We start from the raw sequence: 19,224 nt of genomic DNA on the forward strand, positions 1-19,224 counted from the left end.
AGGGGGCCGCCATGCTTTCCTTCGTTATCAGGCGTCTTGGCACCATGGCATTGACGATGCTGTGCCTGACCATGGTCGTCTTCTTCCTGATCAACCTCGAACCCAATCTGAAGAAGCTGGCGATCAGCCAGACCGAAATGCACACATCGGCCGAGCAGCTCGAGAGCTGGCTAGTCAACCATGGCTACCGGCAGAACTTCTTCGTCCGCTATGGGCAGTGGCTGGGCCTCGTGCCCAAGCAGCCGGTGACCGACCCGGCGACCGGCAAGCCGGCCCAGCGTTTCTCCTTCTGCAACGACCCGCTCGTCTCGACGTTCTCCGGCGTTCTCGAAGGCGATTTCGGCTGCTCGACCAAGTTCAAGGCAACGGTCGCCTCGAAACTGTTTCCCGCGCTCGGCGCCACCGGCATCCTGATGTTCTGGGTGCTGGTGGTAATGGTGCCGATCTCGTTGCTGATCGGCATCCTTGCCGGCATGCGCGAGGGGTCGCGAACCGACCGTGTTCTGTCGGTGGCCTCGATCGCCTCGACGGCGACGCCTGAATATGTGTCGGGCGTCATCTTCACCGTCATCTTCGCCTCATGGCTCGGCTGGCTGAACGGCTCGGCGGCCTCGGCCAGCCAGGGCATCACCTTCTATAATTTCACGCTGCCAGTGATGACGTTGGCGATCTACGGCATCGGCTACATCGCCCGCATGACGCGCGCTTCGATGGTCGAGGTTATGACACAGCAATATATCCGCACCGCCCGATTGAAGGGGCTCTCGTTCGGCAGCGTGGTGGTCAAACACGCGTTGCGCAACGCGCTGATCGCGCCCTTCACCGTCATCATGCTGCAATTTCCCTGGCTGCTCACCGGCGTCGTCATCGTCGAGGTGATGTTCCGCTACCAGGGGTTCGGCTATACGCTGGTCGAGGCGGCCGGCAACAACGACATCGACCTTTTGCTCGGCTGCTCGCTGGTCTCGGTGTTCATCGTCTTGATCACGCAGCTCATTTCCGATGTCGGCTACGCGTTTCTCAATCCGCGTATCAGAGTTCAGTAGGGGGCGAAGCGGATGCCGGTTCAATACATCAGTGGCTTCACCGTCGTTCTCGAAGTGCTGTCGCGCTTCTGGCCCGTCTGGATCGCCCTCCTCATCGTCATGGGGGCGAGCTTCGCCTACAAGAAAAAGCTGGCGCTTTACGGCCAGCTCTTCGACAGCGGCGTCGGCATCGTCGGCGTCGGCATCTGCCTGTTCTGGCTGTTCACGGCAATCTTCGCCGCAACCATCTCGCCCTTCGATCCGCTGGCCCAGATCCCCATCATGAAGGACGTGCTGCCGGGCGCTGTCGAACCGCAATCGGGCCTGACCTATCTGTTCGGCGGCGACAAGCTGGCGCGCGACGTGTTTTCGCGCATGGTTTATGGCAGCCAGATCGTGCTGATCATCGCACCAGCCGCAACCGGCTTCGCGCTGATGGTCGGCATCACGCTCGGCCTGCCGGCAGGCTACTATGGCGGCAAGATCGACACCGTGTTGTCGTTCCTGGCCAATTTGGTGCTCGCCTTCCCGGTTATCCTGCTGTTCTACCTGCTGGTGACGCCTGGCATCATGGACACGCCGATCCCCTATGGCATGGCCGGCGTCTTCTTCCTGTTTCCGATCATCTTCTTCAGCGTGCTGTTCTGGACGCGCTACAAGAATCGGCCCGACCGGCTTTACATCCTGCTCGGCATCACCCTGATCCTCGGCGGCTGGATCTACCTCGGCCTTGTGTTCGACAGGGACCCGCTGCACATCGTCCATATCGATCCCAACCAGCTCAACATCTTCGTGGCGGTGGTGTTCGCCTCCAGCCCCGGCGTGTTCCGCATCGTGCGCGGCCTGGTGATGGACATCAAGACGCGCGACTATGTGGCGGCGGCGCAGACGCGCGGTGAATCGCCCTGGTACATCATGCTGTGGGAGATCCTGCCCAATGCGCGCGGGCCGCTGATCGTCGATGCCTGCCTGCGTATCGGCTACACCACGATCCTGCTCGGCACGCTCGGTTATTTCGGCCTAGGCCTGGCGCCGGAAAGTCCGGACTGGGGCACCGCGATCAAGGACGCCAGCCGCCTGCTGCGCTCCTTCATTCACCCGGCGCTGCCGCCGACGATCGCGCTGATGTCGTTCGTGCTGGGCTTGAACCTGCTCGCCGATTCGCTGCGCGAACAATCGATGAAAGACTGATCTCACGGGTTTCGACCCGACGTGCCTGAGAGAATCAGGCCTGAAAGAACCAGGATTGGAGCGACCCATGAATGAGGCAGTTCGAAATCCCTCAGAACCGATCATCGAGATCGAGAACCTGTCGATCTCCTTCTTCACCCGCAAGGGCGAGATCCCGGCCGTCATGGATTTTTCCTGCACCGTCATGCCGGGCGAGGCGATGGGCATCGTCGGCGAATCCGGCTGCGGCAAGTCGACCGTGTCGCTCGGCATCATGCGCGACCTCTCCAACATCGGGAAGATCGTCGGCGGCAAGATCAAGTTCCAGGGCAAGGACATGGGCGAGCTCTCCGACGAAGAGTTGCGTTCCATTCGCGGCAACAAGATCGCGATGATCTACCAGGAGCCGATGGCCAGCCTCAACCCGGCGATGAAGGTCGGCCAGCAGTTGATGGAAGTGCCGCTGATCCATGACAAGGTGTCGAAGGAAGAGGCCTACAAACGCGCACTCGACATGGTCCGCTCGGTCAAGCTGCCCGACCCCGAGCGCATGATGCGCTCCTATCCGCACCAGCTTTCGGGTGGCCAGCAGCAGCGCATCGTCATTGCCATGGCGCTGCTGTCGAAGCCGGCGCTGCTTCTGCTCGACGAACCGACGACGGCGCTGGACGTGACGGTGGAAGCGGGCATTGTCGACCTGGTCAAGGGGCTCGGCGAGAAGTTCGGCACGTCGATGATCTTTGTCTCGCACAATCTCGGCCTGATCCTGGAAACCTGCGATCGCATCACCGTGATGTATTCGGGGGAAGCGGTCGAGACCGGCAAGATCAAGGACGTGTTCGACCGGATGCGCCATCCCTACACGCAAGGGCTGTTCCGCTCGATCCCGCTGCCGGGCGCCGACAAGAACTCAAGGCCGCTGATTTCGATCCCAGGCCAATTACCGCTGCCGCACGAGCGGCCCAAGGGCTGCAATTTCGGCCCGCGCTGCCACCATTTCGTCGAGGGTGTCTGCAACGCCGCCGAAATCCCGATGATCGAGGTCGCGGGTCACGAAGGCCATTTCTCGCGCTGCGTGCGTTTCAACGAGATCGACTGGGACGCGTTGCCGCCCGGCGCCAAGAAGGTCAATGAGCGCGTCGTGCCCGGTGCGCCGGTGCTCAAGATCGAGGATCTGAGAAAATACTACAAGGTCGGCGGCAGCGAGGTGTTCGGCTCGAGCGAAGGCCGCGTCGTCAAGGCCAACGAGACGATCTCGTTCACGGCGCGCGAATCCGAGACCGTTGCCATCGTCGGCGAATCCGGCTGCGGAAAATCGACTCTGGCCAAGGTGCTGCTCGGGCTGGAGACGGCAAGTGCCGGCAAGGTGACGCTGGGCAACAAGGAAATCCAGTCGACCGGCATCGAGAAGCGCAGTGTCGAAACCGTATCGTCGATCCAGATGGTGTTCCAGAATCCGTTCGACACGCTCAATCCCAGCCATTCGGTCGGTTCGCAGATCATCCGCACGCTGGAGAAGTTCAATGTAGGCAAGACGGTTGCCGATCGCCGCAAGCGCATGCTGGAACTGCTCGACCTGGTGAAGCTGCCGCGGGCGTTCGAGACCCGCAAGCCGCGGCAGCTTTCGGGCGGCCAGAAGCAGCGCATTGGCGTGGCGCGTGCCTTTGCCGGCGACGCCAAGGTGGTGGTAGCCGACGAGCCGGTCTCGGCGCTCGACGTGTCCGTGCAGGCGGCGGTGACCGAACTGCTGATGGACATCCAGCGCAAGAACAAGACGACGATGCTGTTCATCAGCCACGATCTGTCCGTCGTGCGCTACATCGCCGACCGCGTCGTCGTGATGTATCTGGGCTACATCGTCGAGCAGGGCACGACCGACCAGATCTTCGCACCGCCCTATCACCCCTATACCGAGGCGCTGCTGTCGGCGATCCCGATCGCCGACACCAGCGTGGTCAAGCGGCACATCGTGCTGGAAGGCGACATTCCGTCGGCAATGAACCCGCCGTCGGGCTGTCCGTTCCAGACCCGCTGCGGCTACAAGAAGCTGGTGCCGGACAATCTGTGCGAGACCAAGGTGCCGCCGGTCAAGCATCTCGGCGACGGCCATATGAGCCTGTGCTGGCTCTCCGACGATGTGCTGGCCAAGATGGAGCCGGTGATCAAGTTCGACAAGGAACACGCGGCTAATGAGGGTGTGCCGGAAGACGCGCCGCATGGCGATGGCCCTGGGTTTGTCGGCACGCCACCCAACCGGCCGCATGGCAAGACAGGCAGCGCGGAAGCCGATGCGGTGGGGCTGGCTGCCGAGGAGACCGAAGCCGTTTCGAAAGCCCGCCGCCACGAGGTCCGCGACGAGGTTTCGGAAACCGGCGCACCCGCGACGGATGCCAACGCGACCTCGGCGCCGTTCACGCCAAGAACGCTTGGTGACGGCCGTCAGGCGGAGAGTGCACGCGTCGCACCGGCTGTTGGGCGAGCCACGAGGCAGGCCAAACCAGGCCAGGGTGCGACAAAGACGAGCGGAACTGCCGAGCCGGCCCGGCTGACCGGCGCAAGTGCTGTCGACAAGAACCGCCCGTCGGGCATCGCCAGGCCGGCCAAGCCGGACGATCTGAAGCTGATCGCCGGCGTTGGCCCAAAGATCGAGGGCATCCTGAACGGCCTCGGCATCTTCACCTATGCGCAGGTCGCGGCGTGGAAGAAGGCCGAGCGCGAATGGGTTGACGACCATCTGAAATTCCATGGCCGCATCGAGCGCGACGACTGGGTCAAGCAGGCCAAGGCGCTCGCCAAGGGCGGCGAGGCGGAATACATCAAGGTGTTCGGCAAGAAGCCGCGCTGACCGGAACGGACGCTATTTAGCTGCCGCACTCGTTCAATTGCTGCGCGTAGTCCCGTGCCATCTTTTCGGTGGCCCGGGCATAGCCCTGCACGCCGGCATCTCCCCGGTTGCCGCGGCCATAGGCGGTCCAGCCGAGATAGTAGGCGAGATAGAGATTGTAGGTGTCGTTGCGGGCGACGCCGTAAGTGTCTGATGTCTTGGAATGATACCAGCCGACGAAATCGACCGCATCGGCGAATTTCGTCCGCCGCGCCGCCCAGTTGCCGGTCTCTCGCTGATATTGCGACCAGGTGCCGTCCAGCGCCTGCGAGAAGCCGGTGGCCGACGAGACGTGCTTCCACGGAATGAAGCCGAGAAGCTTGGTGCGTGGCGGCCGGGCGTTGCTCTTGAAGCCGGATTCCTTGCGCACCGTCGCCATCAGCACGGGAACGGGGATGCCGTATTTCTGCTGGGTGCGCTCGGCGGCCGACTGCCAGTTGTCGAACCAGCCGTCATTCTGGTCGAAGACGGCGCAGACATTGTTGATGTGATTGGGCGGCGTGGCGCAGGCCGAAAGCGCCAGCAGCACGCAAACCGCACCAATTTTACTAAAACTCGAACTACGCATTGGCAGAGCAATAGGCCGAAATCATAAAGGGAATCTTGCAGCGTCCGTTAACGCTTCGCCGGCGCAGTCTCTCAAGGAAATCCAGCATCAGTAATCCGACATGTCTTGTCGTTTTATCTAAACAGATATTGCAGAAATGCCGCCGTGGCTAAAATCACGCCCGCAAACGGCGTATTTTTGACAGCTTGGCTGGTTTGCCGGGGCTTTGATGCCGAGCATGAACGAACCAAGACGCAAACGCGGCGCCGAGCGCACCAGCAACAGAGGTCCGTCGGCCATCCCGCAACTGCCGCTCAGGCGGGTGACCAATCCCTATCCCCCGATGGCCATGCTGTCGCCCGACCAGATCGAGCAGATCCACCAGGCGTCGATGCACATCCTGGAGAATTTCGGCATCGAGGTGATGAGCCCGCGCGCGCTGGCGCTGTTCGAGAAGGCCGGCGCCAGGATCGATCATGCCTCGGCGAATGTCTGCATCGATCGCGGCCTGGTCGACGAGGCGCTGAAGACCACGCAGTCCAGCTACGTGCTGACGCCGCGCAATCCGGCCAATGCCATCCATCTCGGCGGCAACACGATCAATTTCACACTCGTTGCCGGGCCGCCCAATGTGCACGACATGGAGCGCGGCCGCCGCGCCGGCAATTTGCGCGACTATTCGGATCTCACCCGGCTGGCGCAGCATTTCAACTGCATCCACATGCTCGGCAACCAGGTCTGCGCGCCGGTGGAACTGCCGGCAAACTCGCGCCATCTCGACACCTATTTCACCAATCTGACGCTGACCGACAAGAGTTTCCATGTCTCGGCGATCGGCCGGGGCAGGGCACTGGACGGCATCGAGATGATGGCCATCGCGCGTGGGTTGACGCTTGACCAGATGCGCGACGATCCCGGCATCGCCACCATCATCTCGGTCAACTCGCCGCGCCGCTTCGACGAGATGATGGCCGAAGGACTGATGACCATGGCCGAGTTCGGCCAGTCGGTGGCGGTGACGCCGTTCACGCTGATGGGGGCGATGAGCCCGGTGACGCTGGCAGGCGCGCTGGCGCAGCAGAACGCCGAGGCGCTGTTCGGGGTCGTGCTGACGCAGCTTGTCCGTCCGGGCGCGCCGGTCATGTATGGCGCCTTCACCTCCAATGTCGACATGAAGTCGGGCGCGCCAGCCTTCGGCACGCCTGAGAACACCAAGGCCAATATTGCGTCAGGGCAGTTGGCGCGGCGCTATCGGCTTCCGTACCGCACTACGCCGGGCTCGGCCTCCAACGCCGCCGATGCACAAGGCGCCTATGAGACGCTGATGGCGCTGTGGGGCGCGGTGCTCGGCCACGGCAATCTCGCCTACCACGCCGCCGGCTGGCAGGAGGGAGGGCTGACGGCGTCGTTCGAAAAACTCATCATCGATGTCGAGATGATCCAGCACATGATGGAGTTTCTGCGCCCGATCGAGGTCAACGAGGCGGAACTTGCCGTCGAGGCGCTTGGCGCGGTGCCGACCGGCGGGCATTTCTTCGGCGAGCCGCATACGCTCGAGCGCTACGCCACCGCCTTCTATCAGCCGATGCTGTCCAACTGGCAGAATTACGAAGCCTGGCAGGAGGCCGGCGGGCTCGACGCCACGGCGCGGGCGACGCGGCTGTGGAAGAAGGCGCTGGAAGACTATGTCGAGCCGGTGATGGATATCGCCGTGCGCGAGGCGCTGGAGGCTTACATGGCCAGGCGCAAGGAAGCGATCGGGCAGGGCGAGCCGTGATGGTCACAGGTTTGCACGCGTGCGGCCTGGCTCCTCCCGATCCGATTCATCTCACCCATCCAACTCACTGATATCAGGAAAAATCCATGAAATCGCATGCAAAGGTCGTGGTCATTGGCGGTGGCGTCGTCGGGTGCTCCGTGCTGTTCCATCTCGCCCGCCACGGCTGGACCGATGTTGTGCTGCTGGAGCGCGACGAACTGACATCCGGCTCGACCTGGCACGCGGCCGGCGGCATGCATACGATCAATGGCGACCCCAACGTAGCCAAGCTGCAGAAATACACGATCAGTCTCTACAAGGAGATCGAGGAGCTTTCCGGCCAGGCGACCGGCGTGCATCTGACCGGCGGCGTGCTTCTGGCGGCGACCGAGGCACGGCTGGACTGGCTGCGCGGTGTCGTTGCCAAGGGCCGCTATCTCGGCATCGAGCTCGAGGAAATCTCGCCCAACGAAGCGGCCGAGCTGATGCCGCTGCTCGATCCCAAGCAGTTCGTCGGTGCCGTCAGAAACAAGGAGGACGGCCATCTCGATCCCTCGGGCGTCACCCACGCCTATGCCAAGGCGGCGCGCAAGCTGGGCGCCGAGGTCGAGCGATTCACCAAGGTCGAGGACATCGTGCGGCGCTCCGACGGGCTGTGGCGGGTTATCACCAACAGGGGCGAAGTGGTGGCCGAGCATGTCGTCAATGCCGGCGGCCTGTGGGCGCGCGAGGTCGGCCGCATGGTCGGCCTCGAACTGCCGGTGCTGGCCATGGAGCACATGTACCTGATCACCGAGGATATGCCGGAGGTCGCCGCCTGGAACGCCAAGACCGGCACCGAGATCATCCACGCGGTCGATTTCGATGGCGAGCTCTACCTGCGCCAGGAGCGCGGCGGCATGCTGATGGGCACCTATGAAAAGGCCAACAAGCCATGGTCCGAATACCAGACGCCGTGGAATTTCGGCCATGAATTGCTGGCGCCCGACATCGACCGCATCGCGCCGTCGCTGGAGGTCGGGTTCCGGCACTTCCCGGCCTTCCAGAACACCGGCATCAAGCAGATCATCAACGGGCCCTTCACCTTCGCGCCGGACGGCAACCCGCTGGTCGGACCGGTGCGCGGGCTGCCTGGCTTCTGGGTCGCCTGCGGTGTCATGGCCGGTTTTTCGCAGGGCGGCGGCGTTGGCCTCGCCTTGTCGAACTGGATGATCGAGGGCGATCCCGGCGCCGATATCTGGGCGATGGATGTCGCACGCTATGGCGATTGGGCGACGATGGCTTACACCAACGCCAAGGTGCGCGAGAACTATTCCAGGCGATTCTCGATCCGCTTCCCCAATGAGGAGCTGCCAGCAGGACGGCCGCTGAAGACGACGCCGGTCTATGACCTGCTGTCGGCCAAGGGTGCGCAATGGGGCGTTGCCTATGGGCTGGAGGTGCCGCTCTGGTACGCGCCCGAGGGCGTCAAGGACGAATTCTCCTGGCGCCGCTCGAGCGACTTCACCCAAGTTGCCAACGAGGTCGCAACGGTTCGCGACGGTGTCGGCCTGTCCGAGATTTCGAGCTTCGCCAAATACAAGGTGACGGGCGTGGGGGCGGCCGCCTGGCTCGACCGGATGCTTGCCTGCAAGCTGCCCAAGCCCGGTCGCATGACGCTGGCGCCGATGCTGAAGGAAGACGGCAGACTGATCGGCGACTTCACGCTGTCCAATCTCGGCCCTCTTGATCGAGATGGGGAAGGCTGGTTCCTCGCCGGCTCCGGGATCGCCGAGCAATACCATATGCGCTGGTTCGAGAAGCACCTGCCTGATGATGGTTCGGTGCACATTGAGGCGCTGGGCGCGAAGCTCACCGGTCTGTCGATCGCCGGGCCGAAGGCGCGCGATGTGCTGGAAAAGGCCACACGCTCGGATGTCTCCAATACGGCATTTCCGTTCATGGCCATTGGCAGGATGGATATCGGCATGGCGCCGTGCCTGGTCGGCCGCGTCAGCTACACCGGCGATCTCGGCTATGAGATCTGGGTGACGCCGGAGTATCAGCGCGCCGCATTCCAGGCCCTGACGGCAGCCGGCGAGGAATTCGGCATCGGCCTGTTCGGCTCGCGCGCGCTCAACGCGCTGCGGCTGGAAAAGAACTATGGCTCATGGGCACGCGAATACCGGCCTATCTACGGACCGCTGGAAGCCGGGCTCGACCGCTTCGTCGCCTACGGCAAGGATGCCGATTTCATCGGCAAGGCCGCGGCACTCGCCGAGCGCAAGCAGGGCGGCAAATTGCGCCTGCGCGCCTTCATCGTCGATGCCGACGATGCCGATGTCATCGGCGACGAGCCGATCTGGTTCGATGGTGCGGTGCGCGGCTGGGTGACCTCGGGCGGCTACGCGCATCATTCGAAGAAATCCGTCGCCGTCGGCTACGTGCCGAAGGAGATCGCCGACGAGAGCGATGGCTTCGAGATCGAGTTGCTGGGCAAACGCCATGCGGCGCGCATGCAGGCGGCGCCGCTGTTCGACGCCAATTTCGAAAGGATGCGCGCCTGAAGCGCTTCGGCTTTGCCGATGCGCTTCAGATACCTGTTTTGTGCATGTCGTTGTCCCAAAAGCGCTGCGCATCCTCTTTCTGGAGTCAGGCGTTGCGGCGGTTGTCCACCGCAAATGCGCCGGCGCCGGCAAATACCAGATAGAGGAAGATGAAGCAGAACGAGATCGCCGCATCGCCGCCGTTGTTGACCGGGAAGAAGTCGCGCGGGAAGTGCGCCATGAAATAGGCGATCGCCATTTCGCCGGCCAGAAGGAACGCGACCGGTCGGGTGAACAGCCCCAACGCCAGCAGAATGCCGCCAGCGAATTCGAGGATGCCGGAGGTGAGTGCCAGCCCGCTCAAAGCACCGGCGTGGTCGCTGACCGGGAAATTGAACAGTTTCTGGCTGCCGTGTTCGATGAACTGCAGCGCGGTCATGATGCGCAGCACGCCCAGAGCCTGCGGCTTATACTTGGCGAGGCTTTCGAAAAGCTTCATGCAAACTCCATTTTAGCTTCGGATCGGCCATAGATTATCGCCCGGAAATGGACCATTCACTTCCCACGGCCTGCCATCAACAATCGGTGATTGGAAATCTTTCCCCAATCCGACTTTCCATATTTCTCACGTCAGGGTTGCACTCATATCTCTATGGTTGTATTAATGTGCGGATATTTCAAATCAGGTGGGTTCCCTTTGCCATGAAGAAAGTCGTCATCAGCCTGTTCGCAATCCTTGCAGGCACCAGCTTCGCCATGGCCGAGGACGCCGGCTGCGAGGCCTTCAAATGGCCGGTAACGCGGGAGCAGGCGCTGTTTGCCGCCGCCCCGGCAACACCGTCCGGAGCGGCGCTGGCGGTGGGCGCTGCCGCGGATCTGGCACTGGTGCCGGTGGAGAAGGCCGGCTTCGCGCTGGCGCCCGAACGTGCCCCCGCGTCAGGCACATTTGGTGCTGTCGCCAGCGTGGAGGTACCGGATGACGGAGCAATCCAGATCAGCCTGTCGGGCGAGGCCTGGGTTGATGTCATCCAGGATGGCCACGCCATCAAGTCGACGGGTTATAGCGGGGTGAAAACCTGCCCAGGCATCCGCAAGAGCGTGCGCTTCAAGCTTGCGTCCGGTCCGGCCACCGTCCAGTTGAGCGGTGCGAAAAAGGCGAACCTGAAGGTGGCGGTGCTGGCGCCGGAGTGAACAGGCGCCGGCACGGTTAAACATCGGCAGGTCGCACGAACACCTTATCGCACCGGCGCCATCAAGGCGAAATGAGCGCCTTGCGGGTCCTGGCACTGGACGATCCAACTGCCGCCGGGGACCTCCATCGGCCCCATCAGAATCTTGCCGCCATTGTCGGTCACCCGTTTGGCCGCGGCATCGATGGCTGGAACGTTGAAATAGAACTGCCACACCGGGACCGGAATCTGCTCTGGCTTGTTCATGATGCCGCCGCCGGATTCGGGGCCGGCCGTGAAGGTCTGGTAGGTGCCCATCGGGCCCATGTCGAAATCGCCGGCATCGGCCCAACCGAACTGGTCGGAATAGAAATCGAACGCGGCCTTCCAGTCGCTCGTGTAAAGCTCGTGCCAGCCGATATGGCCCGGCGTGCTGGCCGGCACGACAGGCTGGTCCGGGCCGTTCGGCTGCAGGAACATGAACGTCGCGCCCTGCGGATCGGCGACGACGGCAAAGCGGCCGACGCCTGGAATGTCGTCGGGCTGGCGGCGAACGGCGCCGCCGGCTTTCTCCAGCGATGCCGTCGAGGTATCGACATCCTTGGTGTGGATATAGCCGAGCCAGGCGGGCGGCATGCCCATCTTGGCGGCATCCTCCGGCATCGTCATCAGGCCGCCGACGCCACGCACGCCGACATTCATGACGACATAGCGCGGCATGCCGGGCGCCACGTCGAATGGCTGCGCCGTCCAGCCGACCACCTTGGGGTAGAACGCCTCGGCGGCGTCGAGATCTGATGTCATCAATTCGTACCAGAAGAAGGGCATCGGGGCTTTTGGCATTTTCGGTCTCCTCACCTTTCATGCATCGATCGTCGTCCGATCCATCATAGGACGATCCTCACGACGGAAATCCGACACCGCCCGGACAGTAATGGTCGAACCGCGGCAAGCGTTCCGAGGCTTGCACGCCGAGCGGTTTTCGATTTCTCTGCGGCAATGAGGGGATGTCGTTCATGCGCTTGATGTCGCTCACGCCCGAGCTTGTCGCACTGTGCCACCGGGAGGAGGCCGATCCCGGTCCGGACCCGAGTTGGACGGAGTTGAACGACGAGGATTTCCGGACCCTTGCCTTGCGGCTGTCCGAGGAAGCCGACGAGGGGCCGCTATGGGTGTTCGCCTATGGGTCGCTGATCTGGAAGCCGGAATTCGAGTCGGTCGAGCAACAGCTCGCCACCGCCTTTGGCTGGCACCGCTCTTTCTGCCTCGACATGGTGCGCTGGCGCGGCAGCGCCGAGCAGCCGGGTTTGATGATGGCGCTCGAACGGGGGGGACGCTGCAACGGGGTGATCTACCGCTTGCCGGAGGGCGAAAAGCCGGCCCAGATCGAAAGGCTGCTGCGGCGCGAGATCAGCGACCACGAAAGCATCGACACGGTCAGGTGGCTGCCGGTGCATTCGGCGCAAGGTGCGCTGCGCGCGCTTGGCTTCTGGGTCGGCGTGAAGGGCAGGGGAACGTCGCTGAACCAGCCGCTGGACAGAGTGGCGAGCGTGCTGGCCAGGGCCTGCGGGCATATCGGATCCGGCGCCGAATATCTCTACAACACGGTCAGCCACCTCGAATCGTTCGGCATCCACGACCGCAACCTGTGGCGGTTGCAGCAGCTGGTCGCCGATGAGGTCAGGGCTATCCATGGCCACGGACTTGAGCCCGGCCATTCCCTCCCGCTGCAAAGGCAGCCGTAGTCGCCATAACATGAGTAAAAAAATCATGTTATTGTCGAGCCTTTTCAGAGGCTTGCGCCGAAAATTGACCAATTGATAAAAAAATAAAACGTGCTAGCTTTCTCCAAAACAAAACAAGGGGAACTGACGATGCCAGAAGGCCAATTCAGGGAAGGCATTGCAGGCGGCAGGCTCTCGGCCGACCAGTATGCGGAAAATTTCTCCGACTTGCATCCGCCGCTCGATCACCATGAAGCGCTGGTCGAATCCGACCGCTGCTACTTCTGCTATGACGCGCCGTGCATGAACGCATGCCCGACCTCGATCGACATTCCGCTGTTCATCCGCCAGATCTCGACCGGCAACCCGATCGGTTCGGCCAAGACCATCTTCGACCAGAACATCCTGGGCGGCATGTGCGCTCGGGTCTGCCCAACCGAGACGCTGTGCGAGGAAGTTTGCGTGCGCGAGGTGGCGGAAGGCAAGCCGGTGCAGATCGGCCGCCTGCAGCGCTATGCCACCGACATCGCCATGGGCGAGAACAAGCAGTTCTATCCGCGTGCCGAGCCGACCGGAAAGACAGTCGCAGTGGTCGGCGCCGGGCCGGCGGGCCTTGCCGCCGCGCACCGGCTCGCCCGCCACGGCCATGACGTGACCATCCTGGAGGCGCGCCCGAAGGCCGGCGGCCTCAACGAATACGGCATCGCGGCCTACAAGAGCGTCGACAATTTCGCCCAGGCCGAAGTCGACTACGTCACCGCGATCGGCGGCATCGACATCCAGAACGGCAAGGCGCTCGGCCGCGATTACCAGCTGTCCGATCTGATCCGCAATTACGACGCGGTGTTTCTCGGTATGGGGCTTGGCGGGGTCAATGCGCTGCGTGCCGATGGCGAGGACGCCGACGGCGTCATCAATGCGGTCGAGTTCATTGCCGACCTGCGTCAGGCCAGTGACCTTTCCGGCCTGCCGGTTGGCCGCCGCGTCGTCGTCATCGGCGGCGGCATGACGGCGATCGATGCCGCCGTGCAGTCGAAACTGCTCGGCGCGGAGGAGGTGACGATCTGCTACCGGCGCGGCCAGGAGCACATGAATGCTTCCGAGTTCGAGCAGGATCTGGCTGCCGCCAACGGCGTCACCATCCGCCACTGGCTGCAGCCGAAGCGGGTAATCGCCGACGGCGGCAAGGTGTCGGCCATCGAACTCGAATACACCGCCATGAACGGCGACCAGCTCGCTGGCACCGGCGAGACGCTGACGCTCGTTGCCGACCAGGTGTTCAAGGCGATCGGCCAGAGCTTTGTGCCGGCAGCGCTTAACGGAAGCGGTGTTTCGATCGGCCTCGAGGCCGGCCGCATCAAGGTTGATGCGGAAGGGCGCACGTCGCTGGCCAGGGTATGGGCCGGCGGCGACTGCATCTTCGGTGGCGACGACCTCACCGTCTCGGCGGTCGCGCAAGGCCGCGACGCGGCGGAGAGCATCAACAGGAGTCTGACGCGGGGATAGGGATCATGGCCACGATGGAACCGGGCATCGCCCGTCACTACGACATATCGGGTCTGGAGGAGCGGATCATTGCCGCGCTCGCCGACACGGGAGTGGACGTTGCCCATCTGCGCGCCGGCGATCTCGAAGCGGCCGATGAATTCCATATTGGCGGCGTGGCCGCCACCAAAGAACTCGTCGATCAGATGGACCTCAAGCCCGCAATCAAGCTTCTTGATATCGGATCTGGCATCGGCGGTCCGGCCCGCTTTGTCGCGAATAACGCAGGCGCTGAGGTCACCGGTATCGACCTGACGCAGAGCTATGTCGATATCGCGACAAGCCTGTCGAAGCGAACGGGAATGGCTGGCAAGACGCGCTTCGTTCAAGGCAGCGCGCTGGGCATGCCATTCGCGGATGACAGTTTCGATGCGGCAATCATCCTGCATGTCGGTATGAACCTTCCCGACAAGGCGAAGCTGATGAGCGAAACTGCTCGTGTGCTCAAGCCGGGCGGCGTTTTTGCCGTCTATGATGTGATGAGGCTGAAGGACGGCGCGCTGACCTATCCGCTGCCATGGGCAACTGATGAAACCATGTCCTTCGTTGCCACGCCGGATGACTATCGCTCGGCGGCGACGGCTGCGGGATTCTCGGTGACTGCTGAGCGACCACGCGGCGCCTTCGCCATCAAGTTCTTTGCAGAGGTCCGTGCACGCATGACCGCCGCGCAAGCGGAAGGCAAGAAGCCGCCGCCCGGCGTCGGCCTGATCATGGGCGAGGATGCCCGCACCAAGATCGCCAACCTCACCGCCGCGCTTGAAGGCGGCATTCTCGCACCCGTCGAATTGATCCTACGTCTCGGCTGAAAGGGACCTGTCATGGCAGACATCCGCAACAATTTCGTCGGCATCAAATCGCCAAATCCGTTCTGGCTGGCCTCGGCGCCGCCGACCGACAAGGCCTACAACGTCATCCGCGCCTTCAAGGCCGGCTGGGGCGGTGTGGTGTGGAAGACGCTGGGCGAGGAAGGCCCGCCGGTGGTCAACGTCAATGGCCCTCGCTATGGCGCGATCTGGGGCGCCGACCGCCGACTGCTCGGCCTCAACAACATCGAGCTGATCACCGACCGCGACCTGCAGGTCAATCTGCGCGAGATCAAGCAGGTCAAGAAGGACTGGCCTGATCGCGCCATCGTCGTCTCGCTGATGGTGCCTTGCGTCGAGGAGGCCTGGAAGGCGATCCTGCCGGTGGTCGAGGAGACGGAGGCCGACGGCATCGAACTCAATTTCGGCTGTCCGCACGGCATGTCGGAACGCGGCATGGGTGCCGCAGTCGGCCAGGTGCCGGAATATATCGAAATGGTGGTGCGCTGGTGCAAGCAGAACACCCGCATGCCTGTCATCACCAAGCTGACGCCCAACATCACCGATGTGCGCAAGCCTGCGCGTGCAGCACACGCCGGCGGCACCGACGCCGTGTCGCTGATCAACACCATCAACTCGATCACAGGCGTCGACCTCGACAACTTCGCGCCGCAGCCGACCATCGACGGCAAGGGCTCGCATGGCGGCTATTGCGGTCCGGCGGTGAAGCCGATCGCCATGAACATGGTGGCTGAGATCGCGCGCGATCCGGAAACCCACGGCCTGCCTATCTCCGGCATCGGCGGCATCACCACCTGGCGCGACGCGACCGAGTTCATGGCGCTCGGCGCCGGCAACGTGCAGGTCTGCACGGCGGCGATGACCTATGGCTTCAAGATCGTGCAGGAGATGATCGCCGGTCTGGAAAACTGGATGGACGAGAAAGGCCATGCCTCGCTCGACGACATCGTCGGCCGCGCCACGCCCAACGTCACCGACTGGCAGTATCTCAACCTCAACTACGTCGCCAAGGCGCGTATCGACCAGGACGCCTGCATCAAATGCGGCCGCTGCCACATCGCCTGCGAGGATACTTCGCACCAGGCGATCACCAGCATGGTCGACGGTACTAGGCACTTCGAGGTCATCGAGGCCGAATGCGTCGGCTGCAATCTGTGCGTCAATGTCTGCCCGGTCGAGAACTGCATCACCATGGAGCCGCTGGCCGCCGGCGTAATGGACCAGCGCACCGGCAAGCCGGTGTCGCCGATCTACGCCAACTGGACGACGCACCCGAACAATCCGATGGCCAAGGTGGCGGCGGAGTAGGGGAGCCTCGACGAAAAAGCGGCGCCTTCGGGCGCCGTTTTTCATTTTCTTATTGCGGATAAAAATTATCCATGATAAAACATATCCATGAATTTGAGATCAACACAATGAAGCTGGGCGAGGGCGTTGAAGCAGCCATCCACTGCGCCGCCATGCTGGCCGGCGTCGAGGGCAACAGCACCCTGGCGGGCGCTGCAATGGCGGAGGCCTTTGGCCTGTCGCCGAGCTACCTCCTGAAGCATCTCAACATGCTGAGCGCGGCGCGCATTCTGGAGTCGGTCTCGGGTCCCGCCGGCGGCTACCGGCTGGCGCGGCCGGCCGAGCGGATTTCGCTGCTCGATATCGTGCTGGCGGTCGAAGGGCGCGAGCCGGCTTTCCGCTGTGGCGAAATCCGTCGCAACGGTCCGGTCAGGCTCGACGCTTCTGCCTATGTCAAACCCTGCGGCATCAATGCCGCGATGCTGAAGGCCGAGCGGGCCTATCGCGCTGCGCTCGCCGAGGCAAAGCTGTCCGATATCGTGGCCACTTACGCAGCGGAAGGCGACCCCAGATCGCTTGCCGCGAGCTGCGCTTTCGTCGAGCGCCATCAGCGGCCGCAGAAATCCAGTTCAACCAAGCAAGCGTAAAGGACATCAAGATGAAACAGAGGCTGCAATTTTTCGCCAAGGCGCCGGAGATCATGAAGGCAGTGTCGGCGCTCAACAAGGCGGTGGACGAATGCGGGCTCGAGAGAGGCCTGCTCCATCTGATCAAATTGCGGGCGTCGCAGATCAATGGCTGCTCGTACTGCGTCGAGATGCACAGCCGCGAGGCGAGGCGCGACGGCGAGACCGAGCAGCGGCTCTATCTGGTTTCGGCCTGGAAGGAATCGCCGCTGTTTTCCGAGCGCGAACGCGCCGCGTTGGCCTGGACCGAAGCCGTCACCCTGATCGCCAACAACGGCGTGTCGGACGAGCTCTATGCAAGGACGCTCGAGCATTTCTCGGAAGAGGAGCTGGTCAAGCTGTCCGTTGCGCTTGGCATGATCAACACCTGGAACCGGCTGTGCATCCCGTTCCAGGCCATTCACCCGATGCCGGCCGCCAAGGCCGCCTGATCGGCCGACCGTGTTTGGAGCGCCGTCGAGGGAGGCGGCGCTCCAACTGTTTGTAAAGGGGAAGTTTGATGCCTACCGATTTGCCATCAACCCTGTTGTTTCTGGGCCGTCTGCTGCTCGGCGGCGCCTTCGTCTTCGCCGGCCTGCGCAACATCCAGAACGCGACCTTCCTGACCCAGTTGATGACCGCGCGCGGCGTGCCGCAGGCGCGGCTGGCGCTGCGGATCGGTATCGTGCTTCAGGTCGCCGCCGGCGTTCTGGTGATCGCGGGACTCTGGACGGCATTGGCCGCGGCGGTGCTGGTGTTGTTCCTGATCGTCGCCACACCGATGTTCCACAATTTCTGGGACCATCAGGGTCCGGACCGGGCGTCCCGCATCAATGGCTTCGTCGGCAATGTCGCGCTGAGCGGTGGTTTCCTGACGCTGATCGCGCAGTCTGTTTGACGCGTGGTTCCATGCCGACTGCGGCAGTGTGGCGCCGACGGCATCGATCATTGAATCGGAACCAATCAAGCCGTTGACGCATTTCGCACCTGTATGCCCCGCATCCAGGATGAAATATGAAAATCGCCCATGTCGCGCCGCTTTATGAATCGGTGCCGCCGAGACTCTATGGCGGCACGGAACGTATCGTCTCGTATCTGACGGAAGCGCTGGTCGATTTGGGCCATGAGGTGACGCTGTTTGCCAGTGGCGACAGCCAGACTTCCGCAAAGCTGGTGGCTGGCCGGGAATGCGCCCTTCGCCTCGATCCGCGTCCGCTGAAATCCGAGATCGCGGCGCATCTTTCGATGCTTGCCGAGGTGCGGGAACGGGCGTCGGAGTTCGACGTCATCCACTTCCACCTCAGCCACTTCCTGCATTTTTCCTTCTTCGAGGACATGGCTGAGCGGACGGTGACGACGCCGCACGGCAGGCTGGATTATGTCGACCTGACACCGGCCTATGAGCGTTTCCCGCGCTTTCCCCTGATTTCCATTTCGCACAGCCAGAAGGCGGGCCTTGCCAAGGCCAACTGGCTGGCAACGATCCACCACGGACTGCCGAGCGGCATCTACGAACCCACTTTCGGGGCGACACCGGAAGAACCCTATCTTGCGTTCCTTGGCCGGTTTTCACGCGACAAGCGGCCCGACCGTGCCATCGAGATCGCCTTGCGCTCGGGGCTCAAGCTGAAGCTTGCGGCCAAGATCGGCGACGACGATCGCGCCTATTTCCATGAGGTGGTCGAGCCGTTGATCGACGGCGATCGTATTGTCTATGTCGGCGAGATCGAGGAAGATCAGAAGGCGGAATTTCTCGGCAAGGCGGCCGGCCTGCTGTTCCCGATCGACTGGCCGGAGCCGTTCGGCCTTGTCGCCATCGAGGCGATGGCCTGCGGCACGCCGGTGATCGGCTGGAATTGCGGCGCGCTGCCGGAAATCATCGATCACGGCGTGACCGGGTTCGTCGCGGAGTCGGTGGATGGCGCGATCGCCGCGGTGCCTGACCTGTTGCAGCTCGACAGGCGAAAGGTGAGAGCCGTTTTCGAAAAGCGGTTTTCCGCCAGAAGAATGGCCGGCGACTACCTGGCCGCCTATGCGCGGCTGATTGGCGTCCCGAGCGAGGCGAAAGCGTCGTGAACAGCGACATGCGCCGGCGAC

The 19,224-nt window shown here is 62.9% G+C and carries 16 protein-coding genes and 1 pseudogene; 14 read left to right on the forward strand and 3 right to left on the reverse strand.

Features of this window, described 5'->3' with window-relative positions:
* The first annotated feature begins 11 nt into the window (after positions 1–11).
* The 3 genes and pseudogenes from ASD12_RS05655 to ASD12_RS05665 all read left to right on the forward strand — a co-directional run.
* Positions 12–1,046 (forward strand): ABC transporter permease, encoded by a 1,035-nt coding sequence (locus ASD12_RS05655; RefSeq protein ID WP_082525270.1) that lies wholly within the window; start codon positions 12–14, stop codon positions 1,044–1,046.
* A 12-nt stretch (positions 1,047–1,058) separates the two neighbouring features.
* Positions 1,059–2,216, forward strand: coding sequence for an ABC transporter permease (locus ASD12_RS05660; protein ID WP_056582764.1), 1,158 nt, complete (start codon positions 1,059–1,061; stop codon positions 2,214–2,216).
* A 67-nt stretch (positions 2,217–2,283) separates the two neighbouring features.
* Positions 2,284–4,473, forward strand: a pseudogene (locus ASD12_RS05665) (ABC transporter ATP-binding protein); the annotation flags it as partial.
* 583 nt (positions 4,474–5,056) lie between these two features.
* On the opposite strand, the gene ASD12_RS05670 reads toward ASD12_RS05665, so the two are convergent.
* The gene (locus ASD12_RS05670) at positions 5,057–5,647 is read right to left on the reverse strand and encodes a transglycosylase SLT domain-containing protein (protein ID WP_056582768.1); all 591 of its coding nucleotides are present in this window, start codon (positions 5,645–5,647) and stop codon (positions 5,057–5,059) included.
* A 217-nt stretch (positions 5,648–5,864) separates the two neighbouring features.
* Here ASD12_RS05670 and ASD12_RS05675 point away from each other — a divergent pair, with 217 nt between their 5' ends.
* Positions 5,865–7,403 (forward strand): trimethylamine methyltransferase family protein, encoded by a 1,539-nt coding sequence (locus ASD12_RS05675; protein ID WP_056582770.1) that lies wholly within the window; start codon positions 5,865–5,867, stop codon positions 7,401–7,403.
* 86 nt (positions 7,404–7,489) lie between these two features.
* Positions 7,490–9,931 carry an FAD-dependent oxidoreductase gene (locus tag ASD12_RS05680; RefSeq protein ID WP_056582772.1) on the forward strand — a complete coding sequence of 814 codons (2,442 nt, stop codon included), beginning with the start codon at positions 7,490–7,492 and terminating at the stop codon, positions 9,929–9,931.
* An 85-nt stretch (positions 9,932–10,016) separates the two neighbouring features.
* Here ASD12_RS05680 and ASD12_RS05685 read toward each other — a convergent pair whose 3' ends face one another.
* The gene (locus ASD12_RS05685; RefSeq protein ID WP_056582774.1) at positions 10,017–10,409 is read right to left on the reverse strand and encodes a DoxX family protein; all 393 of its coding nucleotides are present in this window, start codon (positions 10,407–10,409) and stop codon (positions 10,017–10,019) included.
* Between the two features lie 203 nt (positions 10,410–10,612).
* Between ASD12_RS05685 and ASD12_RS05690 the strand changes: the two genes are divergently transcribed.
* Positions 10,613–11,101, forward strand: coding sequence for a hypothetical protein (locus tag ASD12_RS05690; protein ID WP_056582776.1), 489 nt, complete (start codon positions 10,613–10,615; stop codon positions 11,099–11,101).
* Between the two features lie 44 nt (positions 11,102–11,145).
* Here ASD12_RS05690 and ASD12_RS05695 read toward each other — a convergent pair whose 3' ends face one another.
* Positions 11,146–11,922 carry a VOC family protein gene (locus ASD12_RS05695; protein WP_056582779.1) on the reverse strand — a complete coding sequence of 259 codons (777 nt, stop codon included), beginning with the start codon at positions 11,920–11,922 and terminating at the stop codon, positions 11,146–11,148.
* Positions 11,923–12,095: 173 nt separating this feature from the next.
* Here ASD12_RS05695 and ASD12_RS05700 point away from each other — a divergent pair, with 173 nt between their 5' ends.
* From ASD12_RS05700 to ASD12_RS05735, 8 genes are all read left to right on the forward strand, one after another.
* On the forward strand, positions 12,096–12,824 hold the full coding sequence (locus ASD12_RS05700) for a gamma-glutamylcyclotransferase (RefSeq protein WP_056583079.1): 729 nt from the start codon (positions 12,096–12,098) through the stop codon (positions 12,822–12,824).
* Between the two features lie 129 nt (positions 12,825–12,953).
* Positions 12,954–14,309 (forward strand): NAD(P)-dependent oxidoreductase, encoded by a 1,356-nt coding sequence (locus ASD12_RS05705; RefSeq protein WP_056582781.1) that lies wholly within the window; start codon positions 12,954–12,956, stop codon positions 14,307–14,309.
* A gap of 5 nt (positions 14,310–14,314) precedes the next feature.
* Positions 14,315–15,157: a methyltransferase domain-containing protein gene (locus ASD12_RS05710; protein ID WP_056582783.1), complete on the forward strand. Its 843-nt coding sequence runs from the start codon at positions 14,315–14,317 to the stop codon at positions 15,155–15,157.
* Positions 15,158–15,169: 12 nt separating this feature from the next.
* The gene (gene preA / locus ASD12_RS05715; protein ID WP_056582784.1) at positions 15,170–16,483 is read left to right on the forward strand and encodes an NAD-dependent dihydropyrimidine dehydrogenase subunit PreA; all 1,314 of its coding nucleotides are present in this window, start codon (positions 15,170–15,172) and stop codon (positions 16,481–16,483) included.
* Between the two features lie 107 nt (positions 16,484–16,590).
* A complete protein-coding gene (locus ASD12_RS05720) occupies positions 16,591–17,109 on the forward strand; it encodes an Rrf2 family transcriptional regulator (protein ID WP_056583080.1) in 519 nt (172 codons plus the stop codon).
* Positions 17,110–17,120: 11 nt separating this feature from the next.
* Positions 17,121–17,579: a carboxymuconolactone decarboxylase family protein gene (locus ASD12_RS05725; protein WP_056582787.1), complete on the forward strand. Its 459-nt coding sequence runs from the start codon at positions 17,121–17,123 to the stop codon at positions 17,577–17,579.
* A 68-nt stretch (positions 17,580–17,647) separates the two neighbouring features.
* Entirely contained in the window at positions 17,648–18,025 is a 378-nt protein-coding gene (locus ASD12_RS05730) for a DoxX family protein (protein ID WP_056582789.1), read from the forward strand.
* 116 nt (positions 18,026–18,141) lie between these two features.
* Complete coding sequence (locus ASD12_RS05735; protein ID WP_056582791.1) at positions 18,142–19,203, forward strand: glycosyltransferase family 4 protein; 1,062 nt, start codon at positions 18,142–18,144, stop codon at positions 19,201–19,203.
* The last annotated feature ends 21 nt before the right edge of the window (positions 19,204–19,224 follow it).

This window comes from Mesorhizobium sp. Root102 (assembly GCF_001425625.1).
Taxonomy (GTDB): Bacteria; Pseudomonadota; Alphaproteobacteria; order Rhizobiales; family Rhizobiaceae; genus Mesorhizobium.

Bases quoted from the DNA above. Each gene is read 5' to 3' on its own strand.
- ASD12_RS05720 (WP_056583080.1), top strand. From the start codon at position 16,591: ATGAAGCTGGGCGAGGGCGTTGAAGCAGCCATCCACTGCGCCGCCATG.
- ASD12_RS05735 (WP_056582791.1), top strand. From the start codon at position 18,142: ATGAAAATCGCCCATGTCGCGCCGCTTTATGAATCGGTGCCGCCGAGA.
- ASD12_RS05700 (WP_056583079.1), top strand. From the start codon at position 12,096: ATGCGCTTGATGTCGCTCACGCCCGAGCTTGTCGCACTGTGCCACCGG.
- ASD12_RS05660 (WP_056582764.1), top strand. From the start codon at position 1,059: ATGCCGGTTCAATACATCAGTGGCTTCACCGTCGTTCTCGAAGTGCTG.
- ASD12_RS05690 (WP_056582776.1), top strand. From the start codon at position 10,613: ATGAAGAAAGTCGTCATCAGCCTGTTCGCAATCCTTGCAGGCACCAGC.
- ASD12_RS05670 (WP_056582768.1), bottom strand. From the start codon at position 5,647: ATGCGTAGTTCGAGTTTTAGTAAAATTGGTGCGGTTTGCGTGCTGCTG.
- ASD12_RS05705 (WP_056582781.1), top strand. From the start codon at position 12,954: ATGCCAGAAGGCCAATTCAGGGAAGGCATTGCAGGCGGCAGGCTCTCG.
- preA (WP_056582784.1), top strand. From the start codon at position 15,170: ATGGCAGACATCCGCAACAATTTCGTCGGCATCAAATCGCCAAATCCG.
- ASD12_RS05710 (WP_056582783.1), top strand. From the start codon at position 14,315: ATGGCCACGATGGAACCGGGCATCGCCCGTCACTACGACATATCGGGT.
- ASD12_RS05685 (WP_056582774.1), bottom strand. From the start codon at position 10,409: ATGAAGCTTTTCGAAAGCCTCGCCAAGTATAAGCCGCAGGCTCTGGGC.
- ASD12_RS05680 (WP_056582772.1), top strand. From the start codon at position 7,490: ATGAAATCGCATGCAAAGGTCGTGGTCATTGGCGGTGGCGTCGTCGGG.
- ASD12_RS05655 (WP_082525270.1), top strand. From the start codon at position 12: ATGCTTTCCTTCGTTATCAGGCGTCTTGGCACCATGGCATTGACGATG.
- ASD12_RS05730 (WP_056582789.1), top strand. From the start codon at position 17,648: ATGCCTACCGATTTGCCATCAACCCTGTTGTTTCTGGGCCGTCTGCTG.
- ASD12_RS05675 (WP_056582770.1), top strand. From the start codon at position 5,865: ATGAACGAACCAAGACGCAAACGCGGCGCCGAGCGCACCAGCAACAGA.
- ASD12_RS05695 (WP_056582779.1), bottom strand. From the start codon at position 11,922: ATGCCAAAAGCCCCGATGCCCTTCTTCTGGTACGAATTGATGACATCA.
- ASD12_RS05725 (WP_056582787.1), top strand. From the start codon at position 17,121: ATGAAACAGAGGCTGCAATTTTTCGCCAAGGCGCCGGAGATCATGAAG.